Origin of the sequence: Bradyrhizobium sp. 930_D9_N1_4 (assembly GCF_052076015.1) — a bacterium.
Lineage (GTDB): Bacteria > Pseudomonadota > Alphaproteobacteria > Rhizobiales > Xanthobacteraceae > Bradyrhizobium.
Genome location: NZ_CP197236.1, coordinates 355,192 through 370,782 on the forward strand (window position 1 = coordinate 355,192; position 15,591 = coordinate 370,782).

A 15,591-nucleotide genomic window follows, 5' to 3' on the forward strand; every position below is an offset into this window, starting at 1 on the left:
AGGAGAACATGTCATGGCCAAGCGCTCATTCCTGATCCCCGGCGTCGACAAGCGGTTGCTGATCAAGGACTCCATCAAGACGATGCCCGACGTCACCCGCCGCCGCTTCATCGCGGGCGGCGCCAGCCTCGGCGCGCTGACCCTGCTCACCGGCTGCGACGTCATCGACTCGTCCTCGGCCGAGGAGATGCTGAAATCGGTCTCGAAGTTCAACGACGCGGTGCAGTCCTTCATCTTCAATCCCGACGCGCTGGCGCCGACCTTTCCCGAGAGCGCGATCACGAAGCCGTTTCCGTTCAACGCCTATTACGATCTCGACGACGCCCCCGATGTCGATGGCGCCGACTGGAAGCTCGAAGTGCGCGGCCTCGTCGACAACAAGAAATCCTGGACGCTTCCCGAGCTCTACAAGCTGCCGCAGGTCTCGCAGATCACCCGCCACATCTGCGTCGAGGGCTGGAGCGCGATCGGCAGCTGGACCGGCACGCCCTTGCGCGATTTCCTCAAGCTGATCGGCGCCGACACGCGCGCGAAATATGTCTGGTTCCAGTGCGCCGACAAGGAAGGCTACAACTCGCCGCTCGACATGCGAACCGCATTGCATCCGCAGACGCAGATGACGTTCAAATATGCCAACGAGATTCTGCCGCGCGCCTACGGCTTCCCCATGAAGATCCGCGTGCCGACAAAGCTCGGCTTCAAGAACCCGAAATACGTGGTCTCGATGGAAGTCACCAACGACTACAAGGGCGGTTACTGGGAAGACCAGGGGTATAATTCGTTCAGCGGGAGCTAGCTCCGCCGCCGTAGGGTGGATTAGCGAAGCGTAATCCACCGCTTCTGTTGCCGAGGAGATTAAAGAGGTGGGTTACGCCTACGGCTAACCCACCCTACGGTATAGTGCTGCGCTGGACATGTTCGCTGCAGCGGTCCTATTTTTCAGGCCGCATGAGCTCGATTCCAGCGATCAGAATGAACATCAAGACATGGCTGGCAGCATCGCTGATTTGCGTTGCGGCGATGTCCGCGCTGGTCGACGGCCTTTTCTTTTGGCGCGGCATCTACGCAAGGCCTGTGACCGCTGCTTTTGCAGATACTCTGTTGGCGCTTTTGATCATCATGTGGATCGTGGCTGACCAACGAGATCACCCACAAGTCGAGCGGCCGTTCGACTACGGATTTCTCCTCATGGTGTTTTGGCTGCCGTATCTGCCTTACTACCTGTGGCGAACGAGGCGTTTCGCCGGATTAGGGTTGTTCGCCGGCTTTCTCGGATTGTTCTCGCTAGGGTTCTTCGTTCAACTGGCGATGTGGGCAATTCTCGTGCTGAACAAATAGGTCTCGTAGGGTGGGCAAAGCGAAGCGTGCCCACCAAACTTCTCAACGACGCACAGACCGTGGGCACGGCGCTGCGCGCCTTTGCCCACCCTACGGCACCGTTTCCTTGGCTGGCCCCACCTTCCGCTGGCACAGCGCCGCAACCGCCCCCAGCGCCAACAACGCCGCCGACACATTCAGCGCGTAGCTCAAGCTCCCCAGTGCATCCGTGATGGCGCCGACCACGATCGGGCCGAGCGTCTGGCCGACGCCGAACGAGATCGTCATTGCCGCGATCGCGCGCGGCCACACCTCGGGCGGATAGTTGAAGCGGACGAATGCGGTGGTCGAGCCGACCACGGCGAAGAAGGCGACGCCGAACACGACCGCGGAGGTCGCAAGCCACGCCGGCGAATGCCCCAGCATCGGCAGGCCCGCACCGAGCGCGTTGGTGCCGAGGATGATCGCGGTGGCCAATCCGCCGCGATCGAGCGCAAGTACGCGACGCCAGAACCACGGCGTGACGAAAGCGCTGAGCCCGATCAGGCCCCAGAATCCCGCCTGCGCCGCGGCGCCGCCGCCGCCGTCGCGGACATAGGCGATCATGAAGGTCATGTAGGCGATGTAGCCGGCGCCGAACAGGAAGTAGGCCGCGAGATAGATCAGCACGGGGCGCATCGCGAAGGCGGCGTGGCCATCTTCCGAGAAGCGCGCGCCGCTTTCGATGCGGATCAGGAACAGCGGCACGGTCATGATGGCCGACAGCAGCGTCAGCGCCCACCACACCAGCCACCACGAGCCCGGCCCGAAATATTGCAGCGTGAACGGGGCGATCAGCCCCGAGGAGAGGATGCCGATGCCGGGCCCGGCGTAGAACAGGCTGAGCAGGAAATTAGCCCGCGCGGGCTGCGACTGCGCAATGGTCGCGGCCAGCGCGCCGCCGGCGACGAAGCCGGCCGCGGCACCGAGGCCCAGCACGAGGCGCGCAAGGCTCAGCGCGACGAAATTGCCCGTCAGCGCGCAGGTCGCGAGCGCGGCGACGCAGGCCAGAGTCCCGCAGCGGATCGCGGCCGACCAGCCGACCTGCTGGATCAGCCGGGACGCCACCAGCGCGCCCACGAGGTAGCCGACGGCGTTGATGGTGTTCATGAAACCGGCCGCCGAATAAGACCAGCCGAGGTCCTCCCGCATGTCGGGCAGCACCAGCGCATAGGCAAAGCGGCCGATGCCGAGCCCGACCGTGGCGGCCAGCGACAGGGTCAGGATCAGCCGCGCGGGATGGGCGACGGGCAGGGGGTGGTCAGGTGCGTGCAAGGGGTACTCCGGCCGGCGCAGTGTGGCAGGCCCTGCCCGCCTTGCACAGCCGCGAGGCGGCAATGGTGTCTTGCCAAGCGCGCAACGCCGCTCTAGCACTCCGGCCGAATTCGATCTCAGAGGAAACGAAAATGGCGACCCACAAACTGCTGCTGCTCCCCGGCGACGGTATCGGCCCCGAGGTGATGGGCGAGGTGAAGCGGCTGATCGACTGGCTCAATTCGGCCGGGATCGCCAAATTCGAGACCGACACCGGCCTGGTCGGCGGCTCCGCCTATGACGCCCACAAGGTGTCGATCTCCGAGGGCGACATGGCCAAGGCGCTGGCTGCGGACGCCATCATTTTCGGCGCGGTCGGCGGCCCGAAGTGGGATGCGGTGCCCTATGAGGTGCGCCCCGAAGCCGGCCTGCTGCGCCTGCGCAAGGATCTCGCTTTGTTCGCCAATCTCCGCCCGGCCGTGTGCTACCCGGCGCTGGCCGATGCCTCCAGCCTGAAGCGCGAGGCGGTCGAGGGCCTCGACATCGTCATCGTGCGCGAGCTCACCGGCGGCGTCTATTTCGGCGAGCCCAAGACCATCACGGATCTCGGCAACGGCCAGAAGCGCGCCGTCGATACCCAGGTCTACGACACCTATGAGATCGAGCGCATCGGCCGCGTCGCCTTCGAGCTGGCCCGGAAGCGCAACAACAAGGTGACGTCGATGGAGAAGCGCAACGTCATGAAGTCGGGCGTGCTCTGGAACGAGGTCATGACGGCGGTCCACAAGCGCGAATATCCCGATGTCACGCTCGAGCACCAGCTCGCGGATTCCGGCGGCATGATGCTGGTGAAAGCGCCGAAGCAGTTCGACGTCATCGTCACCGACAATCTGTTCGGCGACATGCTGTCCGACATCGCGGCGATGCTGACCGGATCGCTCGGCATGCTGCCCTCGGCCTCGCTCGGTGAGGTCGACGTCAAGACCAAGAAGCGTCGCTCGCTGTTCGAGCCGGTGCACGGCTCCGCCCCCGATATCGCAGGCCAGGGTCTCGCCAATCCGATCGCGATGATCTCGTCGTTCGGCATGGCGCTGCGCTATTCCTTCGACATGGGCGATCTCGCCGACAAGGTCGACGCCGCGATCGCCGCGGTGCTGGCCAGCGGTCTTCGTACGGCCGACATCAAGTCGGAAGGCACCAAGGCCGCCTCGACCACGCAGATGGGCGAAGCGATCCTGAAGGAATTGCAGAAGCTGCACGCCTGACGGCAAGCACTGCTCTCGTAGGGTGGGCAAAGCGCAAGCGTGCCCACCAGTTGAGCGTGATTGGAAGAGATGGTGGGCACGGCGCTTCGCGCCTTTGCCCACCCTACGGCACCTGCTCTCGGAGTTACCTCATGGATTCCCACCGTCCCAAGATCGCAGAAACGATCATCCATGAGACGGTGCGCCAGCGCGAGGCGCAGATCGGGCGGCGCTGCGAGATCCTCAGCCATACCCGCATCGAATATGCCTCGCTCGGCGACTATTCCTATCTCGGCGAGAATTGCGACGTCGCCGATGCGGTGATCGGAAAATTCACGGCCATCGCCAACGCGGTGCGGATCGGCGCGCCGAACCATCCGATGGGCCGCGCGTCCCAGCATCGCTTCACCTACGTCCCCGAATATTACGAGGCGAGCGCAACGCGCGACCGCGACTTCTTCGCGGACCGCCGCGGCGATCGTGTGATCGTCGGCAATGACGTCTGGATCGGTCACGCCGCGATCCTGCTGCCGGGCGTCACCGTCGGCGACGGCGCGGTGATCGCCGCGGGCGCGGTCGTCAGCCGCGATGTCGCGCCCTACACGATCGTCGGCGGTGTGCCCGCGCGTGCCATCCGCAAGCGCTTCGATGAATCCGTTGCGGCAAGCCTGCGACGCATCGCCTGGTGGGATTGGCCGGATACGCTGATCTTCGAGCGCCTCGGCGATTTCCGCTCCGAGGCGATCGAGGAATTTTGCAGGCGGTATGATCCCGAGGCCAATTCGTAGGGTGGGTTAGCCGAAGGCGTAACCCACCTCTTCTGTCTCTGCGGAGATCAACAGTGGTGGGTTACGCTACGCTAACCCACCCTACGGCATCTCTCACAAACAAAAAGGCCGGGCGCGAGCCCGGCCTTTTGATTCGGTTTTGAGGTCCGCTCAGTACAGCGGGAAATTCTGCGGATAGCCGCCGACATCGGACGGCGGGCTCAGCGGCTGGCGATCGATCGGGCGGTTGAGGTTTTCTCGGGCGAAGGACGGATAACCGACAGCCGGCGGGAAGGCATAGTCGCTGAATTTGCGGTCGCCCGGATTCACCTCGGTGCCGCCGTCGAGCCAGGAGCGCTTGCTCACATAGATACGGGTCCGGCCCTGCTGGTAGACCGCGTTGGGACCGCTCGGGCCGTAATAGGCCCGGCCGCGCTCGTCATGGCGCTTGGTCTTGGTGTCGGCCGAGGCCGGCGTCGCGAGCGACACGGCAATCACGGCGCCCGCCGCGAGCCAGGTCGCCAGTTTGGAGAATTTCGAGCTCATCACGTCCCCTTCAGGCGGCAAGCCGCCAGTCGATGTCACTCCATACTAGCCCGGCGGGGGCGGCCGCAACTAGGTCAATTGGGTCACACCAGCCCGGAATAATCGTGCGCGCCGGCAAAAGTTGCATCAATACCAGCCACTTGAGCTTGATGCAGGAGCTTGATGCGGATCAAAGCGCTCCGCGCAATTGCGCATTGGCGGCGCCGAGCAGCCAGTCCGACGAGACTTGCGATGCTCCTTGGGACGCTCCCTGGGATTCGCACCCCCGGCGCTTGAGCTCGGCACGGGCGAACAAGTCCGCCAGCTTCGGCTCGTTGCCCGAGGTCAGCAGCGTCAGCCGGTTCAGCGTGCAGGCGATGGCGGCGCGCCTGGCCGGCATTGTGTCGCCCTGGCAGGAGAAGCCGGAGATCTGGAGCGCCGGCTCCTCGCTGCGTTTGAGGTAGCCCAGGCATCCCCGGGCGCTGTCCGTCGTACCGGTTGGCCGGAACAGGGCAATTGGGCCGAACTTCGTGTCGATCAGGCCGGCCTGCTCGAGCGTGTCAGCCGCGCCCAGCCCCATCTGGACGGCCAGATCCGCGGTCGCCGGACGGGCCACGTCGAATTCGCCGCCTTCCCGGTAAATCTCGAGTTCGGCCAAAGGCTTGTTCGCCTCGCCGGCCCAGCGCATCACGTCCCTGCGGCCGCCTTCGGGGTGCCGGAGGATGGTATAAGAGGCTGTTTTTTCGGATGAATCCGGCTTGCTGAGGGCAAAGGCCGGATGCGAGCGGGAGGCTTCGCTCCAGCCCGGCTTCGCCGCGGGCGCGTCATCGCCGAGATCAGGGAGCTGGCCGAGCGCGGCGAGGCCAAGGATGGCAAACAGGGCGAGCGCCCCCACATAGGCGAACAGGCGCGCCAGCGTGCCGACGATCTCGTCGGCGAAGGCTGCAAGCGCCAAATGGATCTGGGTAGGGGTTGCGGCCGTGCTGGCCTCAGGCGACTGCATCCACGGCCTTCAGGCATGGTCCAACGTTGTCTTGAGGCCGGTTCTCGCATAGAAGCGCTGCTCTTCCTGTTTAAGCACTAGCTTCAGGAACGGGCTTTTTCATCGGAGAGTGAACGATGGGTTACAAAGTCGCAGTCGTCGGCGCGACCGGCAATGTCGGACGGGAAATGCTCAACATCCTCGATGAGCGCAAATTTCCCGCGGACGAGGTCGTGGCCCTGGCGTCGCGCCGCAGCGTCGGCGTCGAGGTCTCCTATGGCGACCGCACCCTGAAGTGCAAGGCGCTGGAGCATTACGACTTCTCCGACGTCGATATCTGCCTGATGTCGGCGGGCGGTGAGGTGTCGAAGGAATGGTCGCCGAAGATCGGCGTCGCCGGCACGGTCGTGATCGACAATTCCTCGGCCTGGCGCATGGACCCGGACGTGCCGCTGATCGTTCCGGAAGTGAACGCGGATGCGACCGCCGGCTTCAAGAAGAAGAACATCATCGCCAACCCGAACTGCTCGACCGCGCAGCTCGTGGTCGCGCTGAAGCCTTTGCACGACAAGGCGACCATCAAGCGTGTCGTGGTCTCGACCTATCAATCGGTGTCGGGCGCCGGCAAGGACGGCATGGACGAATTGTTCTCGCAGACCAAGGCCGTCTACACCAACCAGGAGCTGGTCAGTAAGAAATTCCCCAAGCGCATCGCCTTCAACGTCATCCCCCACATCGACGTCTTCATGGAGGACGGCTACACCAAGGAAGAGTGGAAGATGATGGCGGAGACCAAGAAGATTCTTGATCCCAAGATCAAGCTCTCCGCGACCTGCGTGCGCGTGCCGGTGTTCGTCGGCCACTCCGAAGCCGTCAACATCGAGTTCGAGAATCCGATCACCGCGGACGAAGCGCGCGACATCCTGCGCAAGGCGCCCGGCTGTCTCGTCATCGACAAGCAGGAGGCCGGCGGCTACGCGACTCCTTACGAAGCGGCCGGCGAGGACGCCACCTACATCAGCCGCATCCGCGAGGACGCGACGGTGGAGAACGGTCTCGTGCTGTGGTGCGTGTCCGACAACCTCCGCAAGGGCGCGGCCCTCAACGCGATCCAGATCGCGGAAGTCCTGATCAACCGCAAGCTGATCAGCGCGAAGAAGAAGGCGGCGTAAGCGCCGCTGCCGCTCTCGTAGGGTGGGCAAAGCGAAGCGTGCCCACCACCTGCGTTTTAATCGAGAGAGGTCGTGGGCACGGCGCGTTGCGCCTTTGCCCACCCTACGAGACCTACGCCCCGCTCCGCGCGTTCCGAAATTCCTTCGCCGCCTTGTCCAGCACGAACAGCGATCCCTCCGCGACGCCGAAATAGGCGCCGTGGGTCTGCATCTGGCCTGAGTCCACGGCCTTCTGCACGAACGGGAACGTCATCAGGTTTTCCAGGCTGCGGAACACCGCGGCCTTCTCGATGCGCTCGACGAATTGCGCCATGCTCTCGTGGTCGCGCTGCTCGACCACTTCGCCCGGCTTGATGAACATCTGCATCCATTTGCCGATGAAGTCGCCGGGCGTCAGCGGCTCGATCTTGTCGACGAACGCGCGGATGCCGCCGCATTGCGCGTGGCCGAGGATGACGATGTGCTTCACCTTCAGCACCGTCACCGCATATTCCAGCGCGGCGGAGACGCCGTGCGCATTGCCGTCGGGCTGATACACCGGCACCAGATTGGCGATGTTGCGGACCACGAACAATTCGCCCGGGCCGACGTCGAAGATGACTTCGGGCGAGACGCGGCTGTCGCAGCAGCCGATCACCATCACTTCCGGGAACTGCCCCTTCACCGACAGCTCGCGATAGCGGCTCTGCTCGGTCGGCAGCCGCTGGGTGGCGAAGGCCTTGTAGCCTTCCAGCAAATGCTCTGGGAATGTCATGGCCTATGCCTAATCATATACCGCAGGGGCGAACAAGCCTTTCGAATAGGCAGGCCAGATGCTATCGGCTTGGTTTGCTGTTTGAGCATGATCCTCCAGGAAACCGCCGCACACTTTTCCGGGATCATGCTCCAGAATACGCCTGATGAAACCGGAAGGAATGCTTGCATGACCCGCCCGCGCCGCAGCCATCTGTTCATGCCCGGCTCCAACCCCCGCGCGCTGGACAAGGCACGCAATCTCGCCGCCGACGGCCTGATCCTCGATCTCGAAGATTCCGTCGCCCCCGACGCCAAGGCAGCGGCACGCGACGGGATCGTTGCCGCGATCGCGGCCAAGGGTTTTGGAAAGCGCGAGATCCTGATCCGGACCAACGGCCTCGATACGCCCTGGTGGGCCGACGACGTCGCGATGGCCGCCAAGGCCTCGCCCGATGGCATCCTGGTTCCGAAAGTGTCAAGCATCGAGGACCTCCAGACCATCGGCCATCACCTCGCCGAGCTCGGCGCCGCACCGACGCTGAAAGTCTGGGCGATGATCGAGACCGCGCGTGCGGTGCTGCATGCCGAGGAGCTGGCGACTGCCGGGCGCGATCCGAAGACGCGGCTGTCGGGCTTCGTGTTCGGCCCGAACGACATCTCGCGCGAGACACGCATCAAGATGATGCCCGGCCGCGCCGCGATGATCCCGATGATCACGCATTGCATCCTGGCGACACGCGCCGCCGGCCTCGAGATTCTCGACGGCCCCTATAGCGACATCGCCAACCCCGACGGCTTCGCCTCCGAATGCGCGCAGGGCCGCGACCTCGGCTTCGACGGCAAGACGCTGATCCACCCCTCGCAGATCGACGCCTGCAACGCCATCTTCACGCCGCCCGAGGAGGACATCGCGCGCGCGCGAAAAATTATCGCGGCGTTTGAGCTGCCAGAAAACGTCTCGCGCGGCGCGATCCGCCTCGATGGCGCGATGGTGGAGCGCCTCCACGCGGACATGGCCCGGCGCACGATCGAGATCGCGGATGCGATCGCGGCGATGGCTAAGGGCTAGGCGCACACTTCGATATGACGGCGCGTTCTGCGCGGTGACTTTCCGCTTTGTGATGTCACGCACATTCAGGTGTGGTGAATGCGAGCATTGTCTCATTCACGCGCTGCATGGTGCAGCCAACAAACCGGATAACAACCATGACGACCTCCCGCATCGCGCTGTTCGCCCTCACCGCCATCATCGGTCTCGGCTCCCTGGTCGGCTCCACATCCAGCTCGCACGCCTACACCACCGATTACCGCTGGGCCAACAATTCAGGTTACGTCAATTGCGTGCGTGGCGTGAACCAGCGCGCGCAGATGATGCGCCCCCAGGTCCGCGGCGCGTATGCGGCTGACGGGACCGCCGGCTGCAACCGGATCTTCTACGGCCGCAGCTGAGCCGCAGCTCTCATGTAACATCGTCGAATGTGAATCGGATCGCCCGCCTCGCGCGGGCGATCCGTTGCCGGAATTCCGCGATGAAAGATGCGTGCCGCCTCAGCGCGGCGCGACGTCGGCGCGTTCGAGCGATTCCAGCGTCGAGGCGTTGCCGCAATAGCCCGGGTAGTTTTCAACGACTGCGCCGGTGACGAGCTCCAGATTGCAGCGGGCCTTCTGCTGGCACAACGAACAGACGCGCTCCATGTCGCGCAGCAGGAGCGGCTGCGCGCGCTGCAGGCGCTCGTTGTCGATACCGAGTCGCTCGAGCAATTGCGGTAATTCGTCGGCGGCGTGCTTGCCGTGCCGGACCAGCTCTTCGAGATCGCCGGGCGCAATCCTGAGATCGCTGGCGATGCGGTCGAAATCGCTGCGGTCGAGCCGCCGCATCTCGTTCAGCTCGCGGTGATGCTTCAGCCAGGCGGCAAAGGACTCGATGACGTCCTGGACGCGGGGATACGGCCTGCTTGCGGCGCTCATGCGAGGCTCCATTGGGGTCGTGCGGTTGGAGCAAGACTAGGCACAATGGTGCAGGCGCGCGTTGCGCTGGATCAAATTTGGAATGGATCGAGAAAACAGGTCGCGTGTCCCGGACGCGCTGCAGCGTTCCCGGCGATGCGAAGCATCGTCCGGTACGCTGCTGCGCAGAGCCGGCAACTGTTATGTCGGGTGTTATGTCGGGCAGGCCTTCAAGTAGGGTTTCCTGTCGCGCATCATTGCGTTGAGGACGGTCAGGAGCTTCCTGGCGACGGCAATGAGGGCGAGCTTGGCCGGTTTGCCGGCCTGCCGAAGCCGTGCGTAGAAGGCCTTGAAGGGATCGGCCCGGCGGACCGCGTTGAGCGCAGCCATGTAGAGGGCGTCGCGAACGCGCTTTCGGCCGCCGGCGATCTTGCGTTTGCCGCGGAAGGCTCCGCTGTCGACGTTGAAGGGGGCGAGGCCTGCGAGCGCCGCAATCTGCTTAGCTCCAACACTTCCCAGTTCCGGCATCTTCGCGATGAGCTGCATGCAAGCCACGGGACCCACGCCAGGTAGTGAGCGCATCAATCGCGCATCCTCCGCGATCTCTGGCTCGACCTTGATCAGTCCCTTGATATCGGTCTCGATCTCGGCGATCTCGCTGTCGAGAACCTCGATAAGGCGGCTGATGCGTTCGGCCATGGCACGGTCGTCAGCCTCGCTACGCCTGTTCTTCTCCTGCGCGCGCATGAGAACCAGCTGATCCCGCCGTTTTGCAAGCCGCGCCAAAGCGTTGCGAGCGGGATTGGCGGCCTGCTCGGTTGCCGGCTGCAAGGCCCGGGCAAAGGCTGCCAGCATCCGCGCATCGATCGGATCGGTCTTGGCGAGCTGACCGCTGGCGCGTGCGAAGTCGCGGGCTCGGGCCGGATTGATCCGGGCGAAGCGGATGCCGGCCTGACTCAGTGCCTCGCGAAGCTCGAGGTCATAGACACCCGTCGCCTCGAAGACGACTAGCACATCGCATCGCCAACGCGCCGCGATCTGCATGATGGCCTGCGTCGCGTTGGCGATGCGCTCCGGTACGCCCAGGGCCTCATCGAAGATGTCGAGATATTGTTTGGAGACGTCGATTCCGACGCAACGAAGGGTTATGATCATGGTGCCTGTCCCTGTGATGCGAGGTCTGTTGGCGCAGCCTCGTGCAACTGTTCAGGTTGGTAATGGAACGGGCGGGAGACCGAGCCGGCTCACGGCGTCAAGCGCCTAGGACCCAACGGCTTCCCGCCCAACCCCATCCTGACAGACTTCCAAGACACAGGGACCCAGCAACGCAGCAAGATGGGTCCCCGCTCTGCGGAGCGGCACTACGCGCCGCACCGCGTCCGGGACACGAGAGGAGAGTTACGCGAATCTCTCCGCCGCCCACGCATACAGGCTGCCCGGGATCGGCTTCTCGCCGCCGCGGCCCTTGGGCGAGATGTGCAGGCCGATGATCTCGGGGTCGGTGACGAGGCCGAGATAGCTCGAGGGATCGAAGAACAGTTTTGGCTCGGCATGCACGGCATAGAACGACTGCTTCGGCAGCGCGTTCTGCAGCTCGCCAGTGCGGCGCGCGAGTGCCGTCAGCGCCGCAGGCCCGAAGATCGCAATGCGAATATCCGAGAGGCGCTTCGAGCCGCCGCGCAGGCGGCGCATCATGAAGGTGATGCGGTGGCGCAGCGACAGCCAGTCCGGAGTCAGCTCGTCCTGCTCCATCAGCTCTTCGAACGCGGCAACGATGCCGTGCTGCGGAGGAAGATAGATCACGGAGTTGCCGAGCTGGCGCGGCCGCTCCCAGGCGAAGTACGGCTTTGTCGGATCGATTTCGACGGGCTTGAGCAGCAGCACGTCGGCGTCGAGCCAGACGCCGAGACCCTTCGCCATCAGCTTCATGCGGAAGAAATCGCTGAATTGAAGCGTGGTCCAGTCGCGCCAGCTTCCGTCCGGCTGCGGCGGCCGCAATCGCTCCGAGAACGCGTGCGGCAGGATCGCCTCGGCATCCGCGTTGCCGACGCCGGCAGGCAGGCCCGGAATGGTGTCGAAGCTGTAGACCGTGACCTTGTGGCCGGCCGCGAGCTGCGAGCGCAGACAGGTCTGGCGTAGCGCGTCCATCGGGCCGTGCCAAAAGGTGACGATCTCGGGTCGCATGCGGGCAAGCTTAGGGGATGTTGAGGGCAAAGAAAAAGCCCCGGCGCTTTCGGCACCGGGGCTCGAACGAAAATTTCAGATCAGGCCCAGGCGCGTTCGCTCTTGAGCTTCTCTTCATAGGTGTCGATCGAGGTCTTCTTCTCCATCGTGAGACCGATGTCGTCGAGGCCGTTGATCAGGCAGTGCTTGCGGAACGGGTCGATCTCGAACTTGACCTTGCCGCCGTCGGGACCGCGGATCTCCTGGTTCGGCAAATCGATCGTCAGCGTCGCGTTGGCGCCGCGCTCGGCGTCGTCGAACAGCTTGTCGAGGTCTTCCTGGCTGACGCGGATCGGCAGAATGCCGTTCTTGAAGCAGTTGTTGTAGAAGATGTCGCCGAACGAGGTCGAGATCACGCAGCGGATGCCGAAGTCGAGCAGCGCCCAGGGCGCGTGCTCGCGGCTCGAGCCGCAGCCGAAATTGTCGCCGGCGACCAGCACCTTCGAATTGCGATAGGCGGGCTGGTTGAGGACGAAGTCAGGGTTCTCGCTGCCGTCGTCCTTGTAGCGCTGCTCGGAGAAGAGCCCCTTGCCAAGGCCGGTGCGCTTGATGGTCTTGAGGTACTGCTTCGGAATGATCATGTCGGTGTCGACATTGATGATCTTCAGCGGCGCCGCGACGCCTTCCAGCGTGGTGAACTTGTCCATGGTTGCGTTGTCCCGGGTGGTTCTGGGGGAACTGGTATTTATCGCGATCGGGGCCCGAATCCTAGGTCGAATTCGGCAGGTCTCGTCTGCTTGGCCAGATCAAGCCACGGAGAAGGTGCACCCCCTCCCAGCAGGCGTGGGAGGGCAAATCGCCGTCACTCCGCTTGCGCCTCGATCGCGGCCATATCGTCGTCGGAGAGGCCGAAATGGTGGCCGATCTCGTGGATCAGGACGTGGCGGACGATGTGGCCGAGGCTTTCGTCGTGCTCGGCCCAGTAATCCAGGATCGGCCGGCGGTAGAGCCAGACCATGTTGGGCAGCCGTGCGACATCGCCGAAACTCTGCTGGGGCAGGCCGACGCCCTGGAACAGGCCGAGCAGGTCGAACTCGCTCTCGCACGCCATCTCGTCCATGACCTCCTCGGTCGGGAAGTCGTCGACCCGGAGGATCACGCCCTCGCAGAGCTTTCGAAACTCCGCCGGCAGGCGCTCGAAGATGTCATGTGCCGTCGCTTCCATCTCGGACAGCGAGGGCGCTTTCAATTCCGTCCACATGGGACCCTCTTACCGCGGGTTTCCCGGCGATGCATCCGGCTTTATAAAGCGCGGCGAGGTTGACGGGCGCCGCCAAAACGGGGACCGTGGAGCCTCGAATGGGACGTTTCAGGTGGGCGGAAAAATGCGAGCGAAAACAGCGCTGACGCTACTGTGCATGGGGTTGTTTTCGCAGATTTGCGTTGGCGTTCAGGCTCAGGCCCAGACGGCTGGTGCCGAAGTCCGTCTGGCCCAGGCCGGCTCGCCCGACGCTCCGCCGCGGCGCAAGCGTCCCCCGCCGCGGATCCGCGTCACCCCCTATTACAGCCCGGATGGCGTCTACCCGCGCTACAACCCGGGTCCGGATGCGGTCCGCGAGTGCAACGCCACCTATGTGCAGGAATACAGGCCCAGCGGCACGGTGATCGTGCCGCATATGCACTGCTACTGGCGCCGGGGCTGAGGCCTTACTGCCCGCGCAACGCGCCGATCAGGCCGGCGCCGACGACGAGTGCGGACGCGCCATAGACCAGGATCGCCATCACGGATTGCGTGAGCGGGCTCGCCGCGCCGGCCTCGACGCCAGGCCCCTGCGCGGCAAGCGCCGAGCTTGCAGCGAGAGCCACGCTCGCCGTGATCGCGAGGCGAGATACAAGCAAGCCGTTGATACTTGGCATGACCATCTCCCTTAGTCGCTCGACCAGAAGATACGTTCGCCGTTGATCGCTGGTTTTTGTTGGTGCGCGCAATGTTGCGCCGATGCGCAGGAACTTAATCCGGCTCCCCCGCATTCAGCTTTCGGGGCACGTCCATCCATACCCGATTCAGGCGTGAGGCTCTAGGGCTCGGCTCTAGTCCTTGCGTCGTAGCGTCGGGTCAGTGCGTGCACCGCAAGAACGATGTCAGGAGATCCAAACAAAATGCAGTCCTTGAAAATGCTCGGCCTCGCGGCCACTGGCGCGCTGTTCGTCCTCGCCGCGCCTGTCGAGCGCGCGCAGGCGGTGTCGCTGATCAATCCGGGTGCCGCCCAATCGGTGCAGGATGAAGCGAGGCCTGCCACCGAAGTGCGCTGGCATCGCCACCACGGCCGCCGTCATCACTGGCGCGGGCATTCCCGCTGGCATCGTCATCACCGTCGCTGGTGATCGGCTGAGTTGCGAACAGGCCCGGTTTCCGGGCCTGTTTTAACTTGCAGGCGGCCGCGTGATGCTCGCATGCTGAGCACGGAGGTGGTCATGACGAGATGGATTGCATTGATCGTTGTTGCCGGGCTTGCCGCCGCCTTGCCTCGCGCCTCTGTCGCGGAGAGGCTGACGAAGCCGGAAGCCTCCGCAGGCGTCGCGATCTTCGATGCGCGGCGACACGCGCGATCCGACCACGTTGCGCGACCTGCGCTGCGCCCTGATCCACGCTATTACGCGCGGCCCGTCTATTACCGCCCCTATCCCTACGGCGTGCCCGCGCCGTTCGTGTTCGGTTATGGGCCGTGGTGGTGACGCCGTCGTTCATTCATGAGGCGTTCACGTCGCTGTCCCTAATTTAATCTTGGGGGCGACGGCAAACGAACAGCCAAATGAACGGCAGTGGCGCGAGACGCTGCGCCGCAATGCCGCTGTCCAGATTCAGGGAGAATGCCATGCTGAGGATGTTGGGTCTCGGGACAGGTGCGGTGCGCCTGCTCGGGCTTGCGGCCATTGCCACATTGGCGCTGTCGGCCGCGATGGCGCGTCGTGCCGAAGCGATGACGCCGATCAATCCGACCGCGCTGCCGGCGACGAAGGCCGCAAGTGATGACATGATCCAAATTCGCCACGGCGGCGGTGGACATGGCGGACATGGTGGCGGCTTCCATGGCGGCGGAGGTTTTCGCGGTGGCGGCTTCCACGGCGGCGGCGCGCATTTCGGCGGTTTTCGCGGCGGTGGTTTCCGCGCCGCGCCCGCGTTTCACGGCGGCGGCTATCGCTACGGCGGAATGCATCACCATGGCGGATTTCATCGCTACGGGATCCATCGCCCGCATTACGGCTACCGCCACTTTCACCGGCGCTATTACGGCGGCTACTATCCTTCCTACAATTATCCGCGCCGCTGCCGCGTGATCTGGACCTATTACGGCCCGCGCCGCGTCTGCCGCTGGCATCGCTGGCACCATCCGTATCGCTATTGGTAAGTTGAGCCGAGTCAGCGAGCCTATCCAGGAAGCGTC

At 64.2% G+C, this 15,591-nt stretch carries 21 protein-coding genes; 11 read left to right on the forward strand and 10 right to left on the reverse strand.

From position 1 onward, the window contains the following. Positions 1-13: 13 nt before the first annotated feature. Both AB7532_RS01670 and AB7532_RS01675 read left to right on the forward strand, forming a co-directional pair. Complete coding sequence (locus AB7532_RS01670; protein WP_441233103.1) at positions 14-796, forward strand: molybdopterin-binding protein; 783 nt, start codon at positions 14-16, stop codon at positions 794-796. A 176-nt stretch (positions 797-972) separates the two neighbouring features. After that, the gene (locus tag AB7532_RS01675) at positions 973-1,338 is read left to right on the forward strand and encodes a hypothetical protein (RefSeq protein WP_441233104.1); all 366 of its coding nucleotides are present in this window, start codon (positions 973-975) and stop codon (positions 1,336-1,338) included. A gap of 90 nt (positions 1,339-1,428) precedes the next feature. Here the strand turns inward: AB7532_RS01675 and AB7532_RS01680 are convergent, their stop codons facing one another. Further along, positions 1,429-2,631 carry a YbfB/YjiJ family MFS transporter gene (locus AB7532_RS01680; RefSeq protein WP_441233105.1) on the reverse strand — a complete coding sequence of 401 codons (1,203 nt, stop codon included), beginning with the start codon at positions 2,629-2,631 and terminating at the stop codon, positions 1,429-1,431. Positions 2,632-2,762: 131 nt separating this feature from the next. On the opposite strand from AB7532_RS01680, the gene leuB reads away from it, so the two are divergent. Both leuB and AB7532_RS01690 read left to right on the forward strand, forming a co-directional pair. Further along, the gene (gene leuB, locus AB7532_RS01685) at positions 2,763-3,875 is read left to right on the forward strand and encodes a 3-isopropylmalate dehydrogenase (protein WP_441233106.1); all 1,113 of its coding nucleotides are present in this window, start codon (positions 2,763-2,765) and stop codon (positions 3,873-3,875) included. A gap of 131 nt (positions 3,876-4,006) precedes the next feature. After that, the gene (locus AB7532_RS01690) at positions 4,007-4,642 is read left to right on the forward strand and encodes a DapH/DapD/GlmU-related protein (RefSeq protein ID WP_441233107.1); all 636 of its coding nucleotides are present in this window, start codon (positions 4,007-4,009) and stop codon (positions 4,640-4,642) included. A gap of 150 nt (positions 4,643-4,792) precedes the next feature. Here AB7532_RS01690 and AB7532_RS01695 read toward each other — a convergent pair whose 3' ends face one another. After that, positions 4,793-5,167: a hypothetical protein gene (locus AB7532_RS01695; protein ID WP_441233108.1), complete on the reverse strand. Its 375-nt coding sequence runs from the start codon at positions 5,165-5,167 to the stop codon at positions 4,793-4,795. 169 nt (positions 5,168-5,336) lie between these two features. Beyond that, positions 5,337-6,149 (reverse strand): hypothetical protein, encoded by an 813-nt coding sequence (locus tag AB7532_RS01700; protein WP_441233109.1) that lies wholly within the window; start codon positions 6,147-6,149, stop codon positions 5,337-5,339. Between the two features lie 116 nt (positions 6,150-6,265). On the opposite strand from AB7532_RS01700, the gene AB7532_RS01705 reads away from it, so the two are divergent. After that, positions 6,266-7,300, forward strand: a complete 1,035-nt coding sequence (locus AB7532_RS01705) for an aspartate-semialdehyde dehydrogenase (RefSeq protein ID WP_441233110.1) — start codon at positions 6,266-6,268, stop codon at positions 7,298-7,300. Between the two features lie 112 nt (positions 7,301-7,412). On the opposite strand, the gene AB7532_RS01710 is transcribed toward AB7532_RS01705, so the two are convergent. Then, entirely contained in the window at positions 7,413-8,054 is a 642-nt protein-coding gene (locus AB7532_RS01710) for a carbonic anhydrase (protein WP_441233111.1), read from the reverse strand. A 168-nt stretch (positions 8,055-8,222) separates the two neighbouring features. On the opposite strand from AB7532_RS01710, the gene AB7532_RS01715 reads away from it, so the two are divergent. Both AB7532_RS01715 and AB7532_RS01720 read left to right on the forward strand, forming a co-directional pair. Next, positions 8,223-9,104 (forward strand): HpcH/HpaI aldolase/citrate lyase family protein, encoded by an 882-nt coding sequence (locus AB7532_RS01715; protein WP_441233112.1) that lies wholly within the window; start codon positions 8,223-8,225, stop codon positions 9,102-9,104. Positions 9,105-9,241: 137 nt separating this feature from the next. Next, positions 9,242-9,484 (forward strand): hypothetical protein, encoded by a 243-nt coding sequence (locus tag AB7532_RS01720; protein WP_441233113.1) that lies wholly within the window; start codon positions 9,242-9,244, stop codon positions 9,482-9,484. 99 nt (positions 9,485-9,583) lie between these two features. On the opposite strand, the gene AB7532_RS01725 is transcribed toward AB7532_RS01720, so the two are convergent. From AB7532_RS01725 to AB7532_RS01745, 5 genes are all read right to left on the reverse strand, one after another. Continuing rightward, entirely contained in the window at positions 9,584-10,003 is a 420-nt protein-coding gene (locus AB7532_RS01725) for a DUF6455 family protein (protein ID WP_441233114.1), read from the reverse strand. A gap of 192 nt (positions 10,004-10,195) precedes the next feature. Beyond that, the gene (locus AB7532_RS01730) at positions 10,196-11,137 is read right to left on the reverse strand and encodes an IS110 family transposase (RefSeq protein ID WP_441233115.1); all 942 of its coding nucleotides are present in this window, start codon (positions 11,135-11,137) and stop codon (positions 10,196-10,198) included. A gap of 243 nt (positions 11,138-11,380) precedes the next feature. Beyond that, positions 11,381-12,166, reverse strand: coding sequence for a hypothetical protein (locus AB7532_RS01735; protein ID WP_441233116.1), 786 nt, complete (start codon positions 12,164-12,166; stop codon positions 11,381-11,383). A gap of 80 nt (positions 12,167-12,246) precedes the next feature. After that, positions 12,247-12,852: a 3-isopropylmalate dehydratase small subunit gene (leuD, locus tag AB7532_RS01740; RefSeq protein ID WP_441233117.1), complete on the reverse strand. Its 606-nt coding sequence runs from the start codon at positions 12,850-12,852 to the stop codon at positions 12,247-12,249. A 155-nt stretch (positions 12,853-13,007) separates the two neighbouring features. After that, positions 13,008-13,406: a metallopeptidase family protein gene (locus tag AB7532_RS01745; protein WP_441233118.1), complete on the reverse strand. Its 399-nt coding sequence runs from the start codon at positions 13,404-13,406 to the stop codon at positions 13,008-13,010. 157 nt (positions 13,407-13,563) lie between these two features. Here AB7532_RS01745 and AB7532_RS01750 point away from each other — a divergent pair, with 157 nt between their 5' ends. Next, positions 13,564-13,848 carry a hypothetical protein gene (locus AB7532_RS01750; protein ID WP_441239168.1) on the forward strand — a complete coding sequence of 95 codons (285 nt, stop codon included), beginning with the start codon at positions 13,564-13,566 and terminating at the stop codon, positions 13,846-13,848. 4 nt (positions 13,849-13,852) lie between these two features. On the opposite strand, the gene AB7532_RS01755 is transcribed toward AB7532_RS01750, so the two are convergent. After that, on the reverse strand, positions 13,853-14,062 hold the full coding sequence (locus AB7532_RS01755) for a hypothetical protein (RefSeq protein ID WP_441233119.1): 210 nt from the start codon (positions 14,060-14,062) through the stop codon (positions 13,853-13,855). A 243-nt stretch (positions 14,063-14,305) separates the two neighbouring features. Here AB7532_RS01755 and AB7532_RS01760 point away from each other — a divergent pair, with 243 nt between their 5' ends. From AB7532_RS01760 to AB7532_RS01770, 3 genes are all read left to right on the forward strand, one after another. Then, positions 14,306-14,530: a hypothetical protein gene (locus AB7532_RS01760; RefSeq protein ID WP_441233120.1), complete on the forward strand. Its 225-nt coding sequence runs from the start codon at positions 14,306-14,308 to the stop codon at positions 14,528-14,530. 90 nt (positions 14,531-14,620) lie between these two features. Beyond that, positions 14,621-14,881 carry a hypothetical protein gene (locus tag AB7532_RS01765; RefSeq protein ID WP_441233121.1) on the forward strand — a complete coding sequence of 87 codons (261 nt, stop codon included), beginning with the start codon at positions 14,621-14,623 and terminating at the stop codon, positions 14,879-14,881. A gap of 140 nt (positions 14,882-15,021) precedes the next feature. After that, positions 15,022-15,555 (forward strand): hypothetical protein, encoded by a 534-nt coding sequence (locus tag AB7532_RS01770; RefSeq protein WP_441233122.1) that lies wholly within the window; start codon positions 15,022-15,024, stop codon positions 15,553-15,555. The last annotated feature ends 36 nt before the right edge of the window (positions 15,556-15,591 follow it).